At 70.0% G+C, this 16,689-nt stretch carries 15 protein-coding genes; 6 read left to right on the forward strand and 9 right to left on the reverse strand.

The annotated features are described in order from the left end of the window. Positions 1 to 10: 10 nt before the first annotated feature. Together N5D62_RS06210 and N5D62_RS06215 are read right to left on the reverse strand one after the other, a co-directional pair. Positions 11 to 862 (reverse strand): hypothetical protein, encoded by an 852-nt coding sequence (locus N5D62_RS06210; protein ID WP_279756786.1) that lies wholly within the window; start codon positions 860 to 862, stop codon positions 11 to 13. Positions 863 to 917: 55 nt separating this feature from the next. Beyond that, positions 918 to 1,295 carry a hypothetical protein gene (locus N5D62_RS06215; protein ID WP_279756787.1) on the reverse strand — a complete coding sequence of 126 codons (378 nt, stop codon included), beginning with the start codon at positions 1,293 to 1,295 and terminating at the stop codon, positions 918 to 920. A 470-nt stretch (positions 1,296 to 1,765) separates the two neighbouring features. Between N5D62_RS06215 and N5D62_RS06220 the strand changes: the two genes are divergently transcribed. The 4 genes from N5D62_RS06220 (at position 1,766) to fdhD (ending at position 7,209) form a co-directional block, all read left to right on the forward strand. Beyond that, positions 1,766 to 3,436, forward strand: a complete 1,671-nt coding sequence (locus N5D62_RS06220) for an OFA family MFS transporter (protein WP_279756788.1) — start codon at positions 1,766 to 1,768, stop codon at positions 3,434 to 3,436. A gap of 159 nt (positions 3,437 to 3,595) precedes the next feature. After that, entirely contained in the window at positions 3,596 to 5,953 is a 2,358-nt protein-coding gene (locus N5D62_RS06225; protein WP_279756789.1) for an FdhF/YdeP family oxidoreductase, read from the forward strand. A 10-nt stretch (positions 5,954 to 5,963) separates the two neighbouring features. After that, positions 5,964 to 6,278, forward strand: a complete 315-nt coding sequence (locus tag N5D62_RS06230; protein WP_279756790.1) for a hypothetical protein — start codon at positions 5,964 to 5,966, stop codon at positions 6,276 to 6,278. 82 nt (positions 6,279 to 6,360) lie between these two features. Continuing rightward, the gene (gene fdhD, locus N5D62_RS06235; RefSeq protein WP_279756791.1) at positions 6,361 to 7,209 is read left to right on the forward strand and encodes a formate dehydrogenase accessory sulfurtransferase FdhD; all 849 of its coding nucleotides are present in this window, start codon (positions 6,361 to 6,363) and stop codon (positions 7,207 to 7,209) included. A gap of 116 nt (positions 7,210 to 7,325) precedes the next feature. On the opposite strand, the gene N5D62_RS06240 is transcribed toward fdhD, so the two are convergent. The 4 genes from N5D62_RS06240 to N5D62_RS06255 all read right to left on the reverse strand — a co-directional run bounded on the left by N5D62_RS06240 (position 7,326) and on the right by N5D62_RS06255 (position 11,401). After that, entirely contained in the window at positions 7,326 to 7,730 is a 405-nt protein-coding gene (locus tag N5D62_RS06240) for a hypothetical protein (RefSeq protein WP_279756792.1), read from the reverse strand. Between the two features lie 310 nt (positions 7,731 to 8,040). Further along, positions 8,041 to 9,246, reverse strand: a complete 1,206-nt coding sequence (locus N5D62_RS06245) for an ABC transporter permease (RefSeq protein WP_279756793.1) — start codon at positions 9,244 to 9,246, stop codon at positions 8,041 to 8,043. Next, on the reverse strand, positions 9,243 to 10,283 hold the full coding sequence (locus tag N5D62_RS06250) for an ABC transporter ATP-binding protein (RefSeq protein WP_279756794.1): 1,041 nt from the start codon (positions 10,281 to 10,283) through the stop codon (positions 9,243 to 9,245). Before N5D62_RS06250 ends, N5D62_RS06245 begins: the two co-directional genes overlap by 4 nt. Next, positions 10,280 to 11,401 (reverse strand): HlyD family efflux transporter periplasmic adaptor subunit, encoded by a 1,122-nt coding sequence (locus N5D62_RS06255; protein WP_279756795.1) that lies wholly within the window; start codon positions 11,399 to 11,401, stop codon positions 10,280 to 10,282. Before N5D62_RS06255 ends, N5D62_RS06250 begins: the two co-directional genes overlap by 4 nt. 154 nt (positions 11,402 to 11,555) lie before the next feature. On the opposite strand from N5D62_RS06255, the gene N5D62_RS06260 reads away from it, so the two are divergent. Then, on the forward strand, positions 11,556 to 12,689 hold the full coding sequence (locus tag N5D62_RS06260; RefSeq protein WP_279756796.1) for a thiolase family protein: 1,134 nt from the start codon (positions 11,556 to 11,558) through the stop codon (positions 12,687 to 12,689). A gap of 91 nt (positions 12,690 to 12,780) precedes the next feature. After that, positions 12,781 to 13,482 (forward strand): SDR family oxidoreductase, encoded by a 702-nt coding sequence (locus tag N5D62_RS06265; RefSeq protein WP_279756797.1) that lies wholly within the window; start codon positions 12,781 to 12,783, stop codon positions 13,480 to 13,482. Positions 13,483 to 13,541: 59 nt separating this feature from the next. On the opposite strand, the gene N5D62_RS06270 is transcribed toward N5D62_RS06265, so the two are convergent. From N5D62_RS06270 to N5D62_RS06280, 3 genes are all read right to left on the reverse strand, one after another. Continuing rightward, complete coding sequence (locus N5D62_RS06270; RefSeq protein WP_279756798.1) at positions 13,542 to 14,870, reverse strand: TRAP transporter large permease subunit; 1,329 nt, start codon at positions 14,868 to 14,870, stop codon at positions 13,542 to 13,544. Then, positions 14,867 to 15,517, reverse strand: coding sequence for a TRAP transporter small permease (locus tag N5D62_RS06275; RefSeq protein WP_279756893.1), 651 nt, complete (start codon positions 15,515 to 15,517; stop codon positions 14,867 to 14,869). The genes N5D62_RS06270 and N5D62_RS06275 overlap by 4 nt, the downstream gene beginning before the upstream one ends. 130 nt (positions 15,518 to 15,647) lie before the next feature. After that, complete coding sequence (locus N5D62_RS06280) at positions 15,648 to 16,670, reverse strand: TRAP transporter substrate-binding protein (RefSeq protein WP_279756799.1); 1,023 nt, start codon at positions 16,668 to 16,670, stop codon at positions 15,648 to 15,650. Positions 16,671 to 16,689: the final 19 nt, after the last annotated feature.

A 16,689-nucleotide genomic window follows, 5' to 3' on the forward strand; every position in this document is an offset into this window, starting at 1 on the left:
GGACCGCGCGTCAGGCCGACGGACCGGCCTGGGCGCGGCGCATCTGCTCGGCGAAGACCTGTTCCAGCGACTTCTTCTCCGGCAGCACGTAGACGATGCCGCCGCGCTTGCCGAAGGTCGGCCACAGCGTCTGTTCGAAGAACTTCACCGGCATGTTGATGCAGCCGAAGCTGATGCGGTTGTCCTTGGGCGTCGGCGAGGCCAGTCGCTCCAGCCGGCGCTCGGCCGGATTGGTCGGACGCACGCGATGCATCGAGACGGCGGCGTCGTAGTCGACCCACAGCACGTCCTCGTGCGAGGCGTTCTTGCCCGGTTGCGCCACGAAGCGGCCAGCCGGCGTCGTGCGCTCGGACGGCCGGACCTGCGCGATCGGGCGCAGGCCGATGCCCGCGACGCTGTCGTCGCCGGCCGCGTAGCCGAGCAGCACCGGCGTGGTCGCCTGGAGCTTGCCGTCGGCGCTGAACACCAGGACCTGCGCCTGGCGCTTGTCCAGGATCGCGAACGGCCGGCCGTTGTGGTCCCAGCCCGCCATCACCCACTGGGCGAGCTGGCGAGCCTGCTTGGAAATCTTCTTGGTCGATCCGAAATCGGCCTTGCCGGTCCGCGGCACTGGCGCGGGGGCTTGGGCGACGGGATGGACCGCGGGAGGGGAGGACACGTGCCGGGCCACCACGGGCGCCGGACGCAGCTGCTTCATCACGAAGGTCGCCGCCGGCCAGGCCAGCAGCGCGCCGGCCAAGCCCAGCGCCAATCCCTGCACCGCCCAGCCGGCGCGCTCCCTGACGGGTTCGGACATCCACGACGGCACCGGGGGAGGTGGCGGCGGATCGCCGAGGAAGTACCCGCTGGAGGCGCGCAGCATGGGAAGCTTTCAGGTGTCTGGCTTACCGGGGTTGGCGGCGTTCAGCGCTCACCGATCAGTTGCGGTCGGCGCGCGGGGCCGGGGTGCCGGCGCTGGTCGGCTCGGTCGGCAGCGGATCCTGCTGCGACTGCGGCTGCTGGTTCTGCCACTGGTCCGAGGACTGCGGCTGGGCCTGCTGCGACTGCGCTTCAGGTTGCGTCTGCTGCGATTGGGCGTTCGGGTCGGTCGACTGGGTCGACTGGTCCGCCGGCGTCATGCTCTGGTCGGCGGGCGCCTGCTGCTCGGTCTGCGTCGCGGGGTACTGCTGTTCCTGCGTCGTCTGCGGCTGGGTCGACTCCGTGGAGTTCTCGACTTGCGCATACGCCAGACCCAGCACGCTGGCGAAAGCGGTCAGGGCCACGGCACCGGTCACGAGGGATTTGGTCGCGTTCATTCAGTCTCTCCTTTGGGCTAAGGGGCCGATCGGCGAGATCGGTTAGGACCTACTGTGGACCGTCCGGGGGGAGGCGTCCGTGGGCTGATGGCGCGAGGTCCTGTAGGACAAACGGCAGGTTTCACCCCGATACATCCGCCGATGGTCCGGGGGCAATCGGCCTTCCCGGACGTCCTTCGCCCGACCCCCGGGAAAGTCCGCCCGTGTCCCCCGGTGTGTCCCTGATTGCGCGCGCCAATCGCCCGAAGTACGCGATCCGTATGCACCTACCGCCCAGCGCACGATAGGAACCGGCTGTCGGTTTCGTGCGATAGATGTCCGTTTGCTATGTGGGGTTGTCAGCGGATGTCAATGAGTTGCGTCAATATCGCGCCCGCCGTGAGCGTTCTGCGCCAGAAATTTCAACGCGAAACAAGTAAGCGAGCCCTAACGGCTCGACGCGGCCGCTACCCATTGATTGAGGAGGACCCATGTCTACTGTGCTGACCGACGCGAACGTCGGATCCGCTGGCTCGAGCTGGCTGGACAAGGAGCGCACCATCGCCGCTCCTGGCTTCAACCGCTGGCTGGTGCCGCCGAGCGCGCTGGCCATTCACCTGTGCATCGGGATGGCCTACGGCTTCTCGGTGTTCTGGCTGCCGCTGTCCAAGATGCTGCAGACGGCCGGCACCGGCGCCGCGTGCGGCAAGGACGTGAGTTTCTTCGCCCAGCTGTTCACCACCGAGTGCGACTGGAGCGTCGCGACGCTGGGCTGGATGTACACGCTGTTCTTCGTGTTCCTGGGCTGCGCCGCCGCGATCTGGGGCGGCTGGCTGGAACGCGCCGGTCCCCGCAAGGCGGGCCTGGTGTCGGCGCTGTGCTGGTGCGGCGGCATGCTGATCTCCGCGGTCGGCATCCACACCCACCAGTTCTGGATGATGATCCTGGGCTCCGGCGTGATCGGCGGCATCGGCCTGGGACTGGGCTACATCTCGCCCGTGTCCACGCTGATCAAGTGGTTCCCGGACCGTCGCGGCATGGCCACCGGCATGGCGATCATGGGCTTCGGCGGCGGCGCGATGATCGGTTCGCCGCTGGCGGTCGAGCTGATGAAGCGCTTCGCCACCCCGACCGACCCGGGCGTGACGCAGACCTTCGTCGTGATGGCGCTGGTGTACTTCGTGTTCATGGTCGCCGGCGCGCTCGGCTACCGCGTGCCGCCCAGCGGCTGGAAGCCCGAAGGCTGGACCCCGCCCGCGGCGCAGGTCAACAACGCCATGATCACGCAGCGCCACGTGCACGTGAAGAAGGTCTGGGGCATCCCGCAGTTCTGGCTGGTGTGGGTCGCGCTGTGCATGAACGTGTCCGCCGGCATCGGCGTGATCGGCATGGCCAGCCCGATGCTGCAGGAGATCTTCGGCGGCTCGCTGATCGGCGTGTCGGCCAAGTTCGCCGAGCTCGACAAGACGCAGCTGGCCGCCATCGCGGCGATCGCCGGCGGTTTCGCCGCGCTGCTGAGCCTGTTCAACATCGGCGGCCGCTTCGTGTGGGCGTCTCTGTCGGACAAGCTGGGTCGCAAGCTGACCTACACCGTGTTCTTCGTGCTGGGCGGCCTGCTGTACGCCAGCCTGCCGAGCAGCGCCGCCGCGGGCCACAAGCTGGCCTTCGTGGGCGCGGTCTGCGTGATCCTGTCGATGTACGGCGGCGGCTTCGCCACCGTGCCGGCCTACCTGGGCGACCTCTTCGGCACGCAGTTCGTGGGCGCGATCCACGGCCGGCTGCTGACCGCCTGGGCGACCGCGGGCATCCTGGGCCCGGTGGTGATCGGCTACATGCGTGAATACCAGCTGGGCCTGGGCATCCCGCGCGAGCAGGTCTACAACCAGACCATGTACGTGCTGGTGGGCATGCTGGTGATCGGCCTGATCGCCAACCTGCTGATCCGCCCGGTGGCCGACAAGCACTTCATGACCGACGCCGAACTGGCCGTCGAGAAGAAGCTGGCCCACGAGAAGGCCGCCGCCAGCGAAGTGGGCAGCGGCCCGGGCGCCGGCAAGGCGACGCCGGCGGCGCTGGTCGCGCTGGCCTGGCTGGCCGTCGGCATCCCGCTGGCCTGGGGCATCTACAAGACGCTGCTGACCGTGGCCAAGTTCTTCAACTGAGCTTGACCGCTTGTCCGCCGGCCGGCGCGGAAACGCCCGACCGGCTAGCATGACCCTCGCCCCGGCGGCCGTCGTTGCACGACGTCCACGGGGCGACTCCGTTTTCTGACCTCCCCGTTGGGCGAGGACCGGACGGACAGAACGATTCCGGAGGACTCGATGAGCGAGCAAAAGATCCACTTCTACAAGGGCCCGGCGGGCGGCTGGGGCGCGCTGAAGAGCGTGGCCAGGACGCTGCAGCAGCAGGGCATCGCGGTCAAGGGCGCCAAGACGCTGCTGTCGGCCAACCAGCCGGACGGCTTCGACTGCCCGGGCTGCGCCTGGCCGGACCGGGATCACCGCTCGACCTTCGAGTTCTGCGAGAACGGCGCCAAGGCGATCGCCGCCGAGGCGACCTCGCACCGCGCCACCGCCGAGGTGCTGGGCGGGCACACCGTCAGCGCGCTGGCCGAGTGGTCCGACTTCGACCTCGAGAACCTGGGCCGCATCACCGAGCCGCTGGTCTACGACGCCCCGAGCGACCGCTACGTGCCGATCTCCTGGGACGACGCCTTCGCGCTGGTCGCCGGCGAGCTCAACGCGCTGCAGGACCCCAACGAGGCGATCTTCTACACCTCGGGACGCGCCAGCAACGAGGCCGCGTTCCTCTACCAGCTGTTCGTGCGCGAGTTCGGCACCAACAACTTCCCCGACTGCTCGAACATGTGCCACGAGCCCAGCGGCCAGGGCCTGAAGCCGACGATCGGCATCGGCAAGGGCACGGTGACGCTGCACGACTTCGAGCAGGCGGACGCGATCTTCATCTTCGGCCAGAACCCGGGCACCAACCACCCGCGCATGCTGGGCGAGTTGCGCGAGGCATCCAAGCGCGGCTGCAAGATCGTCAGCTTCAACCCGCTGCGCGAGCGCGGCCTGGAGCGCTTCGCCGATCCGCAGGACAAGATGGAGATGGCGACGCTGGGCAGCACGCCGATCTCCACGCACTACTTCCAGCTGCGCATCGGCGGCGACATGGCCGTCATGAAGGCGCTGTGCAAGCGCGTCTTCGAGCTGGACGACGCGGCCGTCGCCGCGGGCGGGGAGCGGGTGCTCGACCTCGGCTTCATCGCCGAGCACACCCATGGCTTCGAGGCATTCGAGGCCAGCATCCGCGCCGAGTCCTGGGAGGCGCTGGAGGCCGAGTCCGGCCTGTCGCAGGAGCGGCTGTGCGCCGCCGGCGACCTGTACGCGCAGGCCAAGCGCGTGATCATCTGCTGGGGCATGGGCATCACCCAGCACCAGCACTCGGTGGCGACGATCCAGCACATCGCCGCGCTGCTGATGCTGCGCGGCAACCTGGGCCGCGAAGGCGCGGGCGCCTGCCCGGTGCGCGGCCATTCCAACGTGCAGGGCGACCGCACGATGGGCATCTACGAGAAGCCGCCCAAGGCGCTGCTGGACCGGCTGGGCCAGGTCTTCGGTTTCGAGCCGCCGCGCGAGAACGGCTACGGCACGGTCGAGGCCATCCAGGCGATGCTGGACGGCAAGGGCAAGGTGTTCTTCGCGCTGGGCGGCAACTTCGCCGCGGCGACGCCGGACACGCTGGCCACCTGGCGCGCGCTGCGCAACACCGAGCTGACGGTGCACGTCACCACCAAGTTCAACCGCAGCCACACGATCCACGGCCGGCAGGCGCTGGTGCTGCCCTGCCTGGGCCGCACCGAGATCGACATGCAGGCCGCCGGCCCGCAGGGCGTGACGGTCGAGGACTCGATGAGCATGGTCCACATCTCCAGCGGCATGAACGCGCCGGCGTCGGAGCACCTGCTGTCGGAGCCGATGATCGTGGCGCGGCTCGCGGCCGCGACGCTGAAGGGCCGTTCCAAGACGCCGTGGCTGTGGCTGGTCGAGGACTATTCGCGCATCCGCGACAAGATCGAAGCGGTCTTCGACGACTTCAAGGACTTCAACGAGAAGATCAAGCAGCCCGGCGGTTTCCGGCTGCGCAACACCGCGTCGGAGCGGGTCTGGAACACGCCGACCGGCAAGGCCAACTTCGTCGCCCACGCGCTGCCGACCGACACGCCCTTCCACCTGGCGCAGGCGCGGGCGCGGGAGCACAAGACGGTGGTGTTCAACCTGGCGACGGTGCGTTCGCACGACCAGTACAACACCACGATCTACGGCATGGACGACCGCTACCGCGGCGTCTGGGGCCATCGCCGTGTGGTCTTCATCCACAAGGACGACCTCAAGCAGATCGGCATGAAGGCCGGCCAGTGGGTCGACCTCACCAGCGTCTACAGCGACGGCGACACGCGCCGCGCCGAGAAGTTCGTGCTGATCGAGTACGACATCCCGCGCGGCTGCCTGGCCAGCTACTTCCCGGAGACGAACGCGCTGGTGCCGCTGAGCAGCGTGTCCATCGGCGCCGGCACGCCGACGTCGAAGTCCATCCCGGTGGTGCTGACCCTGCGCGAGCAGGACGCGCCGCTGCCGCAGGACCAGGCGCGCTCGATCGCGGGCGCGCAGGCCTGAGCCTGGCCGCATGAACCGCGCCGACGCGCCCGCCGCCGACGACCTCCAGGAGGAGGGCGACGACGGCGACATGGCCGCGCAGGCGCGTTTCGCGCTGGAGACGCTGGCGGAGCTGGACGGCGGCAACGGTGTCTCGCTGCCGCGGCTGGCCAAGCGCACGGGGCTGCGGGTGAGCGTGCTGCTGCGGCTCTACACGCTGATGAGCGAGGCCCGCGTCGGCGACGCGCAGGGACCCGGCTGGGTGCGCCTGCAGGTCGACGGGGATGGCCGCTGGATCGCGCGGATCACGCCGGCCGGGCGCGGCGACGAGGAGTCGGCCGAATGATCGCCCGCGAGTGGCCGGGAGGGCCAGGAACGCCGGGAACGCCGGGAAGGCCGGGAAGGCCCGCCGGCGAGGAGCCCACCGCATGACGGTCTGCGACCTGCCCGATGGCGCCGGCGATGGCGCCGACGACGCGCCGCTGCCGTCCGCGCTGGTCGCGGTGCGGCCCGAGCGGCTCGGCGCTACGCGCGCGTCCGACGAGGAGTTCGTCGCCGAGGAGGTGCCGATCGCGCTCGAGTACAACGGGCTGTCGCACGCGGTGATGCTGGCGACGCCGCTGGATCTCGAGGACTTCGCGCTCGGCTTCTCGCTGACCGAGGGGCTGCTGGCGTCGCCGGCGGACCTGCTCGATGTCGAGGTCCGGACGCGGTCGAACGGCGTCGCGTTGCAGCTGCGGGTGACCGCGCGCTGCGAGGCACTGCTCAAGGAACGCCGCCGCAGCATGGCCGGCCGGACCGGCTGCGGGCTGTGCGGCACCGACAACCTGGACCAGGTCTTCCGTCCACCGCAGCGGCCGGTGCCGCCGCTGCCGGCGGGCCTGGACGATCCGCAGCGGCTGGTGCCGGCGCTGTCGCGCGCGATGCGGGAGCTCGCCGCGGCGCAGCCGCTGCAGCAGCGCACCGGCGGCATCCACGCGGCGGCCTGGTGCCGGCCCGACGGTGAGGTCGCGCTGGTGCGCGAGGACGTCGGCCGCCACAACGCGCTGGACAAGCTGATCGGCGCGATGGCCAAGGGCGGCATCGACGCGTCGGCGGGATTCGCCGCGGTGACCAGCCGCGCGAGCTTCGAGATGGTCCAGAAGGCGGCGCTGGCCGGCATGCCGATGCTGGCGGCGGTCAGCGCGCCGACGCACCTGGCGATCCGCACCGCGACGGCCTGCGGGCTGCGCCTCGCCGGCTTCGTCCGCGACGGCCGCGCGACGCTTTACGCCTGACGCGAAGACCCTCACCCCCAACCCCTCTCCCTCTCCCCTTCTTCCTCTCCCTTTCTTCCTCTCCCTCTCCCGCGGGGCGGGAGAGGGCCGGGGTGAGGGTGGGAGCGTGCCAGTCCTCAGAACTTGCAGGCCATGCCCAACTGGGCGGTGATGTCGACCTGCGCGCTGCCGTCGCTCTTGCGGCCGAGCTTGGACGGCATGCGGAAGCGCCCCGCGCACTCGGTCGCGTCGAGGCCCAGGCCGCGCAGCATCTGCTTCGGTCCTTCCATGCCGATGCTGAGCGCGTGATGCGCGCGCTTGGGCGGCGGGCCGATGGGCGCGCCTTCGCGTGGCAGCTCGACGACCCGCAGGTCCAACCCGCGATGCAGCATCACGCCGCGCTCGCCTTGGCCCGGCGCGGGGCCGGCGTCCGGCCGCAGCCGCGCGCGCAACGCGGCCAGCGAGGCCTGCAGCGCCAGCGGGCGGCGTGACGCGAGGTCGGTCGGTGCGGCCTCGGTCGCAACCGACTCGGCTGCCACCACGTCGGACGCCGAGGCGGCTGCGCCGACACCGGCACCGGCTCTGGCCGCAATGGCCGTGTTCACGGCTGGTGGAAGGGGCGATGCAGCCGCCGGTGGCGCCGCCGCGGCGATGCCCGCCCATCCGAGCGCGACGAGCGCGCCGACCCGCCGCCATGTCTTCCGCGAGGGGTGTCCCATGCTGTCCTCCAGCCTCCAAACCGCGAGTCCTCACGGTGCGCGGCGGCGCTGAAGGCGTCCTGAAGCCGGCCTGAAGCGCGGCTGAAGCTGGGATTGGGAGTTCCCCGTGGGCATGGGGCCTCCGAGGCGCGCCTCAGTCCAGGGTTTGCCGATATCGCATCAACGCGATCGTCCCGGCCACCAGCAGGAACACGAGCATCGGCCACAGCTCCGGCACGAGCTGCCCGAACGAGGTCCCCTTGAGCATGATCCCCCGCACGATGCGCAGGAAGTGGGTCAGCGGCAGCGCCTCGCCGATCGCCTGCGCCCAGCGCGGCATGCCGCGGAACGGGAACATGAAGCCCGACAGCAGCATCGACGGCAGAAAGAAGAAGAACGTCGCCTGCAGCGCCTGCAGCTGGTTCTTCGCCAGCGTCGAGAAGGTGAAGCCCACCGCCAGGTTGGCCAGCATGAACACGCCGATCATCGCCAGCAGCAGCGTGAAGCTGCCTGCCATCGGGATCTGGAACAGCAGCGCCGCGGCCAGCAGGATGACGCCCAGCTGCACGTAGCCCAGCACGATGTAGGGGAGGATCTTGCCGATCATCACTTCCAGCGGCCGCACCGGCGTCGCCAGCAGGTTCTCCATCGTGCCGCGCTCGCGCTCGCGGGTCATGGCCAGGCCGGTCAGCATCACCATCGTCATCGTCAGGATCGTGCCGATCAGGCCCGGGACGATGTTGTAGCGGGACAGCCCCTCCGGGTTGTAGCGCCGATGGATGCGCCATTCGAAGGGCATCGTCGACGAGGCGCCGGGCAGCGCCGCCCCCTCCGTGGCGCCGGCGGCCGCCGCCGCCGCGGCGGGTCCCACGGGCCCGACGAGATCGCGCCGCAACGCCTGCGCGCCGAGCTGCGCCAGCGCCGCCAGCGCGTTGCTCGACGCGGACGGGTCGGTGGCGTCGACGCTGACCAGCACGGCCGGCTGCTCGCCGCGCACCACGCGGCGGGTGAAGTCGGGCGGGATGACGATCAGGAACTGCACCTCGCCGTCCTCGACCATCGCGTCGCCATCGCGTTCCGAGGCCGGGCGGGCCTGGACGCGGAAATAGCCGCTCTGCTCCAGCGCCGCGACCAGGCTGCGCGCCATCGGCCCGCGATCCTGCGTGACGACGGCCGTCGGCAGCCCCTTGGGATCGGTGTTGATCGCGTACCCGAACAGCAGCAGCTGCAGGATCGGCACGCCCACCGCCATCGCGAAGGTCGGCCGGTCGCGCAGCATCTGCTGGACCTCCTTGATGAAGATCGCCAGCACCCGCGCCAAGCTGAAGCGGGAGGGACGGGTGGCGGGTTGCCCGGTCATCGCGGTCTCTCCTCGTCGGGCGCCTCGGGCCGGGGCGACGAAGACGACGATGACGATGGTTGCGAGGGAGGGGGCCCTGGCGGTGGCACAGGGGTCTTCGGCGCGTCCTCGAAGTTGTCGGGGCTGCGGCTGATCAGGCTGATGAACACGTCCTCGAGGTTGGCCTCGGCGCGGTCCCAGCGCAGTCCAGGTCGCTCGCGGAACGGCGCGATCGCCTGTTCCAGCGGGGCCTCGTCCTGCCCGGCGACATGCAGGCTGTTGCCGAACGCGGCGACGCTGAGCACCCCCGGCGCGCCGTTGAGCGCGGTCGACGCCTCGGTCAGCTGCTGCGGGTCGTCCGCGTGCAGCGCCCAGACCGTCAGGCCGGCCTGGTCGATGATCTCGCGTTGCGTGCCGCGCGCGAGCAGCTTGCCGTAGGCGATGTAGGCCAGCTCGTGGCACCGCTCGGCCTCATCCATGTAATGCGTCGACACCAGCACGGTGATGCCGTCGGCGGCCAGCCGGTGGATCTCGTCCCAGAAGTCGCGGCGCGCCTTCGGATCGACGCCGGCCGTCGGCTCGTCCAGCAGCAGCAGCTTCGGGTCGTGCAGCAGGCAGGCGGCCAGCGCCAGGCGCTGCTTCCAGCCGCCCGACAGCGCGCCGGCGAGCTGGTCCTGGCGGGACTTCAGTCCCAGCCGGTCGAGCGCCTCGTCGACGCGGCGCGCCCGCGCGTCGAGCTCGAACAAGCGCGCGATGAAGTCCAGGTTCTGCCGGATCGACAGGTCCTCGTACAGCCCGAAGCGCTGCGTCATGTAGCCGACCTGGCGCTTGATCTCGCCGGCCTGCTTGCGCATGTCGAGGCCCAGGCAGGTGCCTTCGCCCTCGTCGGGCGTCAGCAGGCCGCAGAGCATGCGGATCGTCGTCGTCTTGCCGCTGCCGTTGGGGCCGAGGAAGCCGCAGATCCGGCCGCGTCCGAGCTGCAAGTCGACGTGGTCCACCACGGTCCGGCGGCCATAGCGCTTGGTCAGGCCGCGGACGTCGATGGCGACCTCGCTCATGGACGGGCGGTCGAGGCGACCGGCGCGGTGGTTGCAGCGGACGGCGCGGTCGAGGCCGGTGCCGTGGGCGAAGCGGTCGGCGGCGCCGAGGAGGGCGAGGACGACGCGGCGTCGGTCGACACGATGGGTCGTACTTCCAGCGGCTGGCCTGGATGCAGCCGCAGCGCCTGCGACGGCTCGGGCCGCGCCTCGACCAGGAACACCAGCCGCGCGCGCTGGCTGTTGGAATAGATCACCGGCGGCGTGTACTCCGGCTGCGGCGAGATGTAGCTGACGCGCGCGGCGATCGGCGCGCCGCAGCCGTCGCAGCTCAATTGCACCGACTGGCCCTGCCGCAGCGACGCCAGTTCCGGCTCCGGCACGTAGAAGCGCGCCTTGCGCTGCGCCGGCGGCAGCAGCGACACGACCGGCTGGCCGGCGTTCACGTACTCGCCGACGCGATAGAAGGTGTCGTCGACCAGGCCGGCAGCGGGCGCGGCCTGCCGGGTCTGCGATTCGCGCCATTGCTGCTGCTCGAGCGCGGCCGACGCCGCGGCCGCGTTCGCGCGCGCGGCGGCCTGCTGGTCGGCGCGCGCCGGCAGCTCGGCCACGCGCAGCGAGGATTCGAGTTCATGCACCCGCTGGCGCGCCTGCGCGGCCGCGGCGCGGGCGTCGTCGAGGCGCGAGGCGGAAATGAAGCCCTGGCCGATCAGCTGTTGCTGCCGCGCCAGGTCCGAGTCGGCCAGCGCCGACTGCGCGCGCGCCTGCGCCAGCTGGGCGCGGCTCATCGCGATCTCGTCCGGACGGCGGCCCTTGGCGGCGTCGGCCTGCTCGGCGCGGGCGGCGGCCAAGCGGGCATCGGCCTCGGCGCGGGCGGCGCCGGTCGGCGTCGCGTCGATGCGGAACAGCGGCGCGCCAGCCTCGACGGTGTCGCCGCGCTGCACCGCCAGCGCCATCAACTGGCCGGCGACCGGCGCCGCGACGTAGACCGGATCGCCCTCCGCGTACCCGGACCAGGCCGGCGGCGGTTCCTTCGAGCAGCCGCCCAGCCAGGCGGCGCACGCCAGCAGCGACAGACCGATCGTTCCTTCTCTCCAACGGGGGAGGCGGTGCTTCTGGCGACGCGGCATCTTGGGCATTCGACGCGGGCTCCGGCGACGGGAAGGACGCAGTTTAGGACGGGACATCCCTGCCGCCGACAGGGGCAAGTCGCGGACCCAGCGCCGTTTCGATGACGGTCGACATTACATTATTCATGTCGAGCAACATTGAAAACGCTCCAAGGAGATCCGAATGAAAGCGCTGATCGCCGCCTATGCCCGCACGCCGTTCACCTTCGCGAAGAAGGGGGCGCTGGCCCAGACGCGGCCGGACGACCTGGCCGCGCAGGCCGTGCGCGGGCTGCTGGCCCGCACCGGCATCGCGGGCGCGGACATCGAGGACGTGATCCTCGGCTGCGCCTATCCCGAGGCCGCGCAGGGCAACAACCTGGCGCGCATCGTCGGGTTGCTGGCGGGCCTGCCGCACAGCGTGCCCGGCATGACGGTCAACCGCTTCTGCGGCTCGTCGATGCAGGCGGTGCACATCGCCGCGGCCAACCTGGAGGCGGGGATCGGCGAGGCCTACCTGTGCGTCGGCGTCGAGTCGATGAGCTTCGTGCCGCAGGGCGGCTTCAACTTCTCGCCGCATCCGGCGCTGCAGGCGGACACGGACGCCTACATCTCGATGGGCGACACGGCCGAGAACGTCGCCGAGCGCTGGCAGGTCAGCCGGGCGGACCAGGAGGCGTTCGCGCTGGCCTCGCACCGCAAGGCGGCGGCGGCGCGCGCCGACGGCCTGCTGCGCGACGAGATCGTGCCGGTGCTCAATGCCGCCGGCGAGACGGTGGCCGAGGACGGCTGCATCCGTCCCGGCACGACGCTGGAGGCGCTGGCCGGGCTGAAGCCGGCGTTCCGGCCGGACGGCGTGGTCACGGCGGGGACGTCGTCGCCGCTGACCGATGGCGCGTCGGTGGTGCTGGTCTGCACGGAGGACTTCGCGCAACGCCATGGCCTGGCGCCGCTGGCGCGCGTCGTCAGCTTCGCCAGCGTCGGCGTGGATCCGGCGGTGATGGGCATCGGCCCGGTGCCGGCGACGCAACTGGCGCTCAAGCGCGCGGGGCTGTGGGCGGGCCAGATCGACGTGGTCGAACTCAACGAGGCCTTCTCGTCGCAGGCGCTGGCCTGCATCCGCGACCTGGGCCTGGATCCGGCGCGCGTCAACCTGGACGGCGGCGGGCTGGCGATCGGCCATCCGCTGGGCGCGACCGGCGCGCGCATCACCGGCAAGGCCGCAGCGCTGCTGCGACGCACCGGCGGCCGTTATGCCGTCGCGACGCAGTGCATCGGCGGCGGGCAGGGCATCGCCACGGTGCTCGAGCGGGTCTGACCGCGCATTGGCTGTCGCGGACTCCCTCAAGGAACCTTAGAAAACCTCAGGTCGATCGTCATCGGCCGCTTTCATCCCTCAAGGAAACACCATGGACCTCAAGAACACCGTCGCCTTCGTCACCGGCGCCAACCGCGGGCTGGGCAAGAGCTTCGTCAAGGCGCTGCAGGCCGCGGGCGTGAAGAAGATCTACGCCGCCGCGCGCGACCCGTCGACGATCGACCTGCCCGGCGTCGTGCCGGTGAAGCTGGACGTGAACCAGCCCGACCAGATCGACGCCGCGGTGCGCGCGGCGGGCGACGTCACGCTGCTGATCAACAACGCGGGCATCTCGCGCGGCACGCCGCTGCTGGGCGACAACGCCTTGTCCGCGCTGCGGGATGAATTCGAGACGAACGTCGTCGGTCCGCTGGCGCTGACGCGGGCGTTCGCGCCGGCGCTCAAGGAAAACGGCGGCGGCGCGGTGGTGAACGTGCTGTCGGTGCTGAGCTGGCTGAACCTGACGGGCGCGGCGACCTATAGCGTGTCGAAGGCGGCGACCTGGTCGGTGACCAACGGCCTGCGGCAGGAGCTGAAGGGGCAGGGCACGTCGGTCGTCGCGCTGCACGTGGGCTTCATGGACACGGACATGACCGCGCGCCTGGACGCGCCGAAGGCCGATCCGCTGGACGTGGCCAGGCAGGTGCTGGACGCCGTGGCCAACGGCCGCGACGAGGTCTATGCCGACGAGCTGACGCGCAGCGTGAAGGCGGGCCTGTCGGCCGAGGCGGGCAGCTACCGCGGCGGGGTCTGACCCGACAAGCGAAAAGGGCCCCGCGGCATGTCGCCGCGGGGCCCTTTTTCTTCATGGGGTCATCCCACCAACCCGAGCGCCCTCGGCAACGCCAGCGACAGCGCCGGCCAGTAGGTGACGACGAGCAGGAAGCCCAGCATCGTCAGCAGCCACGGCCACACCGCGACGGTGAGCTCGGTGATCCCCATCTTGGTGATGCCCGATGCCACGTAGAGGTTGAGCCCCACCGGCGGGTGGCACAGGCCGACTTCCATGTTCACCGCCATCAGGATGCCCAGGTGCACCGGATCGACGCCGAGCTTGGCCGCGACCGGGAACAGGATGGGCGCCATGATCAGCACGATGGCCGCCGGGTCCATGAAGTTGCCCGCGCCCAGCAGGATCAGGTTGACCAGCAGCAGGAAGACGAACAGCCCGAAGCCCTGCGCCGACATCCACGCCGCCATCGTCTGCGGGATCTGCTCCGAGGCCATCAGGAAGCTGAACAGCACCGCGTTGGTGATGATGTACAGCAGCATCGAGCTCATCGCCGCGGCCTTCAGCAGCACCTTGGGCACGTCCTTCAGGCCCATGTCCTTGTAGACGAAGACCGAGATGATGAAGGCGTACACCGCCGCCACCGCCGCCGCCTCGGTCGGCGTGAACTTGCCGCTGTAGATGCCGCCGATGACGACGACGATCAGCATCAGGCCCCAGAAGCTGTCGCGGAAGGCCTTGAAGCGCTCGCCCCAGGTGGCCTTGACCATGCGCGGGTAGTCGTACTTCTTGGCGCGGTACCAGGTGGTCAGGCCCAGCAGCAGCGACAGGCACACGCCAGGCACGACACCCGCCATGAACAGCTGGCCGACCGACGCGGTGCCGACGACCTCGCCGTTCGGGCCGGTGGCCGACATGCCGGCCGTCGCGATCGAGAACATCACCAGGTTGATCGACGGCGGGAACAGGATGCCCAACGCCCCGGACGTCGTGATCACCCCCGCCCCGAACTGCTTCGGGTAACCCTGCTTGGTCATCGCCGGCAGGATGATCGAGCCCACCGCCACCACCGTCGCGACCGACGAGCCGGAGATCGCCGCGAACATCGCGCAGGCCAGCACGCCCGCCAGGCCCAGGCCGCCGTACCAGTGGCCGATCATCGTCGTGGCGAAATGGATGATCCGCCGCGCCACGCCGCCATGGGTCAGGAAATTGCCGGCCAGGATGAAGAACGGCACGGCCATGATCTCGAACTTCTCGATGCCGGTGAACAGCTTCAACGCGACCGATTCGATCGGCACGTTGGTCATCGTGAAGAGGTAGGTCAGGACCGTCAGGCCCAGCGAGATCGAGATCGGCATGCCGGTGAGCATCAGCACCACCAGCAGCGAGAAGATGATCAGCGTGTTCATGCGCGATCTCCCTTCGAGGACTTGAGCGCTTCCTCGGCGGTCTTGGCCGACGCGGCGGCCGCCACGTCGTCCTCGATGCCCTCGACATGGCCGTGGTCCGCGTGCGGCGCCTCGCCGGTGCGGATGAAATGCCAGCACACCTGCAGGAAGCGGAAGCACATCAGGTAGGACCCCAGCGGCACGCAGGAGTAGGCGATCCAGGTCGGGATCTCCAGGTCCGGCGAGGTCGGGCCCTCGAACAGGTCGGGGTTGTCGATGCCCAGCGCGTGCGTGAACGCGTAGTGCGCGCCGTTCTCCCAGACGAAGGTCGCGCCCAGCGTGCCGATGGTGGCGGTGAACACCGCGCCGGCCAGCAGGCTGAAGATCACCAGGTACTTCGCGTGACCGGGCTTGAGCTTGCGCACCAGCACGTCCACGCCGACGTGGGTGCCGGCCCGCACGCCGTAGGCCGCGCCGAACTTGGCCATCCACACGAACATGTAGATGCACAGCTCCTGCGCCCAGCTGACGTCGATGCGGATGATCGCGTCCTGCAGGTGCGGCACGCCGGCCAGGAAGCGGTGCAGCACCGCCATCGCGATGACCAGCGTCGCCGCGCCCATGAGGAAGGCGATGAGGCTTTCCTCCAATCGATCGAGCCATCTCAGCGACATGGCGATCTCCTCGGGAGTGAGTCCGACGCAAGGTACGGACGAAAGAAATGCCGCGCCGCCGTGGGCCGGCGCGGCATGCAAGGTCGCCGGCGAGCGGCGACGTCTCAGGAAAGCGGGGAGCGGCTTACTTGGTCGGCGGGACGAAGCCGGCGGCCTTGTAGGCGGCCTCGACCGTGCCCTTGCCGACGCGGCCTTCCATCTCCTTGTGGACCGGCATCAGCGCCAGCTTCCACTCGTTGGTCTCGGCCGGCGTCAGCGTGTAGATCGTGGTCTTGCCGCTGGCCTTGATCTTCTCCAGCGCCTGCTGGTTCTCGGTCTGCGCGATCGCGTTGGCGTAGGTGGTGGCGTCCTTGACGCTGCTGTCCACCACCGCCTTGAGGTCGGCGGGCAGGCCGTCGTAGAACTTCTTGTTGATGATCAGCGCGTAGGCCAGGTGGCCGTGGTTGCTCAGGGTCGTGTGCTTCTGCACCTCGTAGGTCTTCTGCGTGTAGAAGTTGGACGGCACGCCCTCGGTGCCGTCGACCACGCCCGACTGCAGCGCCTGGTACAGCTCGGAGAAGGCCATCACCTGCGGGATCGCGCCCAGCGCGCGCATCTGCGCGTCCAGCACCTTGGACGACTGGATGCGCATCTTCAGGCCCTTGAAGTCCGCCACGTGGTGCAGCGGCTTGTTGGCGCTCATGATGTGGAAGCCGTTGTCCCAGAAGGCAAGGCCCTTGATGCCCTTGGGCTCGAGCTTCTTGAACAGCTCCATGCCCAGCGTGTTGGTGGTGTTGCGGAACGACGCGTCGTCCTTGAACAGGAAGGGCAGGTCGAAGACCTCGAACTCCTTCACGCCCAGCGGCCCGAACTTGGCCAGCGACGGCGCCAGCATCTGCACCGAGCCGAGCTGCAGCGCCTCGAGCTCTTCCTTGTCCTTGTAGAGCTGGCTGTTGGGATAGACCTCGACCTTGAGCCGGCCCTTGCTGCGCTCTTCCGCCAGTTCCTTGAAGCGCTGCGCGCCCTTGCCCTTGGGCGTGTCGGGGGCGACGACGTGGCTGAGCTTGATCACGATCGGCGCCTGCGCGAAGGCGCTGGTCGTGGCGCCGAGGCCGGCGACGGCGAGGGCCGCGGCCAGCAGCACGCGGCGGGGGAAGGTGGCGGACATGGGGTCTCCTGGTGTTCTC

The sequence above is a fragment of the Mitsuaria sp. GD03876 genome, from assembly GCF_029840635.1.
GTDB lineage: Bacteria > Pseudomonadota > Gammaproteobacteria > Burkholderiales > Burkholderiaceae_C > Roseateles.

Excerpts from the sequence above, each read along its gene's own strand:
- N5D62_RS06280 (WP_279756799.1), bottom strand. The coding sequence starts at position 16,670 with ATGTCCGCCACCTTCCCCCGCCGCGTGCTGCTGGCCGCGGCCCTCGCC.
- N5D62_RS06225 (WP_279756789.1), top strand. The coding sequence starts at position 3,596 with ATGAGCGAGCAAAAGATCCACTTCTACAAGGGCCCGGCGGGCGGCTGG.
- N5D62_RS06265 (WP_279756797.1), top strand. The coding sequence starts at position 12,781 with ATGGACCTCAAGAACACCGTCGCCTTCGTCACCGGCGCCAACCGCGGG.
- N5D62_RS06250 (WP_279756794.1), bottom strand. The coding sequence starts at position 10,283 with ATGAGCGAGGTCGCCATCGACGTCCGCGGCCTGACCAAGCGCTATGGC.
- N5D62_RS06210 (WP_279756786.1), bottom strand. The coding sequence starts at position 862 with ATGCTGCGCGCCTCCAGCGGGTACTTCCTCGGCGATCCGCCGCCACCT.
- N5D62_RS06220 (WP_279756788.1), top strand. The coding sequence starts at position 1,766 with ATGTCTACTGTGCTGACCGACGCGAACGTCGGATCCGCTGGCTCGAGC.
- fdhD (WP_279756791.1), top strand. The coding sequence starts at position 6,361 with ATGACGGTCTGCGACCTGCCCGATGGCGCCGGCGATGGCGCCGACGAC.
- N5D62_RS06270 (WP_279756798.1), bottom strand. The coding sequence starts at position 14,870 with ATGAACACGCTGATCATCTTCTCGCTGCTGGTGGTGCTGATGCTCACC.
- N5D62_RS06230 (WP_279756790.1), top strand. The coding sequence starts at position 5,964 with ATGAACCGCGCCGACGCGCCCGCCGCCGACGACCTCCAGGAGGAGGGC.
- N5D62_RS06260 (WP_279756796.1), top strand. The coding sequence starts at position 11,556 with ATGAAAGCGCTGATCGCCGCCTATGCCCGCACGCCGTTCACCTTCGCG.
- N5D62_RS06245 (WP_279756793.1), bottom strand. The coding sequence starts at position 9,246 with ATGACCGGGCAACCCGCCACCCGTCCCTCCCGCTTCAGCTTGGCGCGG.
- N5D62_RS06215 (WP_279756787.1), bottom strand. The coding sequence starts at position 1,295 with ATGAACGCGACCAAATCCCTCGTGACCGGTGCCGTGGCCCTGACCGCT.
- N5D62_RS06255 (WP_279756795.1), bottom strand. The coding sequence starts at position 11,401 with ATGCCCAAGATGCCGCGTCGCCAGAAGCACCGCCTCCCCCGTTGGAGA.